Source organism: Bacillota bacterium LX-D, assembly GCA_031628995.1.
Taxonomy (GTDB): Bacteria; Bacillota; DUOV01; order DUOV01; family Zhaonellaceae; genus JAVLUO01.
This window is the reverse complement of the sequence record JAVLUO010000023.1, coordinates 1-4,185: the sequence shown is the minus strand read 5'-3', so window position 1 is coordinate 4,185 and position 4,185 is coordinate 1. Positions and strand designations below refer to the sequence as shown.

Annotated in this window: 6 protein-coding genes and 1 pseudogene; 5 read left to right on the top strand and 2 right to left on the bottom strand. The window is 34.9% G+C overall.

Annotated features, from left to right (window positions below):
- Positions 1-433: 433 nt before the first annotated feature.
- Positions 434-553: pseudogene (locus tag RDV78_11295) on the top strand (IS3 family transposase).
- Positions 554-718: 165 nt separating this feature from the next.
- Positions 719-1,174, top strand: a complete 456-nt coding sequence (locus RDV78_11290; protein MDS1031007.1) for an NUDIX domain-containing protein — start codon at positions 719-721, stop codon at positions 1,172-1,174.
- Positions 1,175-1,248: 74 nt separating this feature from the next.
- On the opposite strand, the gene RDV78_11285 is transcribed toward RDV78_11290, so the two are convergent.
- A complete protein-coding gene (locus RDV78_11285) occupies positions 1,249-1,422 on the bottom strand; it encodes a hypothetical protein (GenBank protein MDS1031006.1) in 174 nt (57 codons plus the stop codon).
- A gap of 75 nt (positions 1,423-1,497) precedes the next feature.
- On the opposite strand from RDV78_11285, the gene RDV78_11280 reads away from it, so the two are divergent.
- The 3 genes from RDV78_11280 (at position 1,498) to RDV78_11270 (ending at position 3,203) form a co-directional block, all read left to right on the top strand.
- A complete protein-coding gene (locus RDV78_11280; protein ID MDS1031005.1) occupies positions 1,498-2,025 on the top strand; it encodes a nitroreductase family protein in 528 nt (175 codons plus the stop codon).
- 124 nt (positions 2,026-2,149) lie between these two features.
- Positions 2,150-2,881: an AzlC family ABC transporter permease gene (locus tag RDV78_11275; protein ID MDS1031004.1), complete on the top strand. Its 732-nt coding sequence runs from the start codon at positions 2,150-2,152 to the stop codon at positions 2,879-2,881.
- A gap of 7 nt (positions 2,882-2,888) precedes the next feature.
- Positions 2,889-3,203, top strand: a complete 315-nt coding sequence (locus RDV78_11270; GenBank protein ID MDS1031003.1) for an AzlD domain-containing protein — start codon at positions 2,889-2,891, stop codon at positions 3,201-3,203.
- A gap of 51 nt (positions 3,204-3,254) precedes the next feature.
- Here the strand turns inward: RDV78_11270 and RDV78_11265 are convergent, their stop codons facing one another.
- Entirely contained in the window at positions 3,255-4,031 is a 777-nt protein-coding gene (locus tag RDV78_11265; GenBank protein MDS1031002.1) for a sporulation protein, read from the bottom strand.
- Positions 4,032-4,185 lie beyond the last annotated feature (154 nt).

The window sequence follows — 4,185 nt, the reverse complement described above, 5'->3', positions numbered from 1 at the left end:
GTACATTAATTCTATTGAACCGCCGTATACCGAACGGTACGTACGGTGGTGTGAGAGGACGCTGAATTAATTAATTATTCAGCTCCTACTCGATTACTTTTTTATGATTAATTGTAAAATTGGTAAGAAAAATGCCTTAAAAAATCTTTGGCTAATATTAATGAAATAAGTGGACTTATCTCCTGAGTATAATAAATTCTAGAAGCTAAACAAGTTATCTTTGAGTATAATAATAGGTATGATGATGAATTTAAAGCAGGTGCTGTAAAAATGGTGGTAGAAAAAGGCTGAACGATAAGTTTAGTAGCAAAGGACTTAGGAATATCAGAACCTGCGCTAAAGAAACCATAGCATACAGTCGTGGGACAGTCTACAGAATAATGAGGAAAAGGCATAAAATCAAAACGTAAAGCTAAATGGAAAGCAACTACTAACTAATAGTAATCATAATTTACCTGTAGCACCAAACCTGTTAGAGCAAAATTTTAATATAAAAGAACAAAATTCCGTATGGGTAGGAAATATTACTCATAATTGGACAGATGAAGGTTGGCCGCCCTTGACATCACCAGAAATTTAAGATCCATGTAGTTAAGCAATTATCCTAAAAATCTTCGACTGATAGCTTAAGCAATAGCAGAGGGCCTGAATCTTCGTACTATCTTTCCATCATAGAATACAGATTGCTTAATTAGAAAATTTTGAGGTGAAAATTAAATTGGGATACATAGAAGATCTTCGTGGATTAGTTGGCCACAGAAGTTTAATTCTTACTGGATCTAAAGTTATAGTTTTAAACGAAAAAAAGCAAATTCTTATGATCAAAAGGAAGGATGATATTTGGGATTTGCCAGGTGGGTTAATGGAGCTTGGAGAGTCTTTGGAAGATACTGCTATACGGGAAGTAAAGGAAGAAACAGGGCTAAGGATTAAGAATCTAGCTCTATTGGGCGTTTTTTCTGGCTCTGAATATTTTGTGAAATTAGCAAATGGTGACCAGTATTATGCCGTTACTGTAGTTTATATTACTCAAGAATATTATGGTTACCTGCACAGCGATAATATAGAGGGAAATGAGGTTGATTTTTTAAATCCCTTTGAAATAATTCCTCTGGTTAATCCTAAAATGCATAAAATATTAAAGATGTACCAAGCAGAGTATTTAAAAAAATAAAATAGTACATTTAACAATCAAATTTTTTTCTACTATTTTTTATAGGTTGACCAACCTAATAAGTCATAGACAATTCAGTATCCTATAAGAGCTTCTAATACAATAAGGCCTCCTACAAAAATTTCCGCTCCGGATAGGATTATATTTGCAGGTAGTGAAGAAAGCCCAAGAAAGATAAAAATTCCGCCAATTAATAATCTAGCTAAACGGTCCATGAGACCAATATTTCTTTTAAATGAAACAATCATTTTTTTCACCCTAGTTAATTATGTTCAAAAGAGGTTATATTTATACTAGATAAAAATTTACTTTGGAGGGGTTCCATGTTAGATATCTTACAAAAGAGAAGAAGCATTAGAAAATTTCAAAGGAAGGAGATTCCCCAAAATATAATAACTGATTTGCTTAAAGCTGCTCTATTGGCACCTTCCTCGAGAAATCTTTGTCCTTGGGAGTTTGTTGTTGTTAATGATAGAGGGTTACTGCAGAAGCTAGCATCTGCCAAGGAACATGGCTCAGATTTTTTACAAGATGCACCACTGGGGATTGTCATCATTGCGGATGAAACGAAAAGTGATGTTTGGGTTGAGGATGCATCAATTGCTGCTATTATAATTCAATTGGCTGCTGAATCTATGGGTATTGGTTCTTGTTGGATTCAAATAAGAAATAGGATGCATGATCAAAAAGTAACGGCAGAGGATTACATTAAAAGATTACTCTCAATACCAGATAAGTTTAAAGTTGAAGCGGTATTGGCTTTAGGTTATGCTAACGAGGAAAAGGCACCTCACAAGGAGAAGGATTTTCAATTTAACAAAGTATATAGCAATGAATATGGCAGAAATTAGCTGTAGATTAAATACATTCTTCCCTTAAATCACATAAAAGACCTAGCTAAATGTAGTATAATAATAAATATAATAGTATATTTATTATTAAAACTATTAAGTATATGTAAAAATGAGTGATAGAATGGAAAGTGTAGCAAAAGTTAAAACCCAAGTAAATAAATCTAACTTTTTACAAGGAGTAGAAGCAGGGGTTCCTATCTTAATGGGTTATGTACCCATTGCTTTTACTTTTGGTTTATTGGCGAAGAGTCTTAATGTTTCTGCGACTTTAGCAATACTAATGTCTTTGACAAATTATGCTGGAGCCAGCCAATTTATTGGGATTAAGCTTATGGCTATGAATGTGCAAATGGTTGAGATTGTGATGACGACATTTGTTGTTAATATTCGTCATTTTCTAATGTCTTTCTGTATAAGCAAAAAATTAGGTCCCAATGTATCTATGCCTATGAGAGCTTTGCTGGGGTTTGGCTTAACAGACGAAAATTTTGTAGTTGCCTCCATGCAGCCAGATGAAAAGATAACTCCTATGTTTTTGCTGGGGGCAGAAACAATATCATATTTAGGCTGGGGAGGAGGTACTATCTTAGGAGTAGTCGTTTCGGAAGCTATGCCTGAATCTATGTCAAACAGCATCGGCCTTGCGTTATATGTAATGTTTCTAGGCTTAATTATTCCTCCTATGAAACAGTCGAAAGTAATCTGTGGTATTTCATTTATTGCCATGTTTATAAGTGCAGTTCTTACTTATACACCTGTACTGTCTGAAATATCCCTTGGCTTCCGCATTGTGTTAACGATTATTATTACTTCAACCATAGGGGCTGTATTTTTCCCGGATAAAGAGGGGTAAAAGTTATATGAATACATTATTTATAATAACAATACTTTTAGGCGGACTTGCCACATATTTAACAAGAGTACTGCCATTTATATTTTACCGGGAAAAGGAACCTAGTCAGTTTGTTCGCTCGTTTTTAAAGTATATGCCTTATGGAGCATTGGGAGGGCTTCTCTTTCCAGGAGTCTTAACGGCAACTGGTAATGTAACTACTTCTGTAATAGGTGCGTGTATTGCCAGTGTTCTAATTCTCTTACGGCAAAACATGATTATTGTAGTACTTGGCGGTATTGTAAGCGCTTATGTTGCAGAAATATTATTCAAGCTTTTATAAAACATTAAACTAAAGGCAGTAGACTTTTATTTAATTCAACTGCCTTAGATTTTAATAAAGATATCTGCTGATAGTTTTGCTAAGATAATCTGCCATAAAGTTGCTACCTTTTTCTAGTTCGGAGTCCGGAATTTTAATTCTAATTAATCTTTCGTTTAGATCCAAGCTTTCTAAAAGTAATCCTTTTAGACTTCTAGCACTTCGATCAATTTCTAAAATTAGTTCTATACCATATTGATTGGGCAAAAAAACAACTTCTAACTCAGCTAACTGTCCTTTGAAAAGCTCTCCGGGTTTAAACTCGAATTCTTGTACGAATGGCAATCTCTTGCCGGGAAGGCGACTGTACTCATTTTCACATTGTACTAAGATAAAACCTAGATTATTTAATGCTTCCAGGATAACTTCAGTATATCTATGGGGTAAAATATGTAATTTATCATAATCTGTAGGATCAATGCCCATTTTAATATCCAGACCAGTATGTACCCAAACGGAGCAATTGCCGATAGTTACGGGTGTATCTTTGGGTATTATGAAACTAAAAGGTATTTCTCGTTTTTCTTTAGGGTTAAGTAGGAATGAGTCAGTTAATTCAAATTGAGCAAGGATAATATTTTCTTTGATTTTAGTATCATTAGACTCACGAAAATAATGCGTCATGAGGTATAGATAAATCTTAGCAATTTGCTGGGCTATGTTGCCTCCTACTATTTTAACCTGCCCAATTAAATTTTCTTCAGGTCGTAAACGTGTATTTGAAATATAGGTATCGACTTTAGCAGATCCAATTCCAATACTAGCCATTGCCCGTCCTAAAAAAGACATTTTACTACCTCCTAATCCTGGTATTATTTATCCCATAGCCTAGAGCTATGGGATTTGTTTGTGCGCCCAGCATGGGCGCTTGCTCGTCGGTGAAAGTCCGATACGGGGGTTGATAGTGCCAACCGTTAGCCTAAGACAAGGGTGTCCATCGCGA

Coding starts and splice junctions, on each gene's coding strand:
- RDV78_11285 (MDS1031006.1), bottom strand. CDS start 1,422: ATGATTGTTTCATTTAAAAGAAATATTGGTCTCATGGACCGTTTAGCT.
- RDV78_11280 (MDS1031005.1), top strand. CDS start 1,498: ATGTTAGATATCTTACAAAAGAGAAGAAGCATTAGAAAATTTCAAAGG.
- RDV78_11275 (MDS1031004.1), top strand. CDS start 2,150: ATGGAAAGTGTAGCAAAAGTTAAAACCCAAGTAAATAAATCTAACTTT.
- RDV78_11270 (MDS1031003.1), top strand. CDS start 2,889: ATGAATACATTATTTATAATAACAATACTTTTAGGCGGACTTGCCACA.
- RDV78_11265 (MDS1031002.1), bottom strand. CDS start 4,031: ATGTCTTTTTTAGGACGGGCAATGGCTAGTATTGGAATTGGATCTGCT.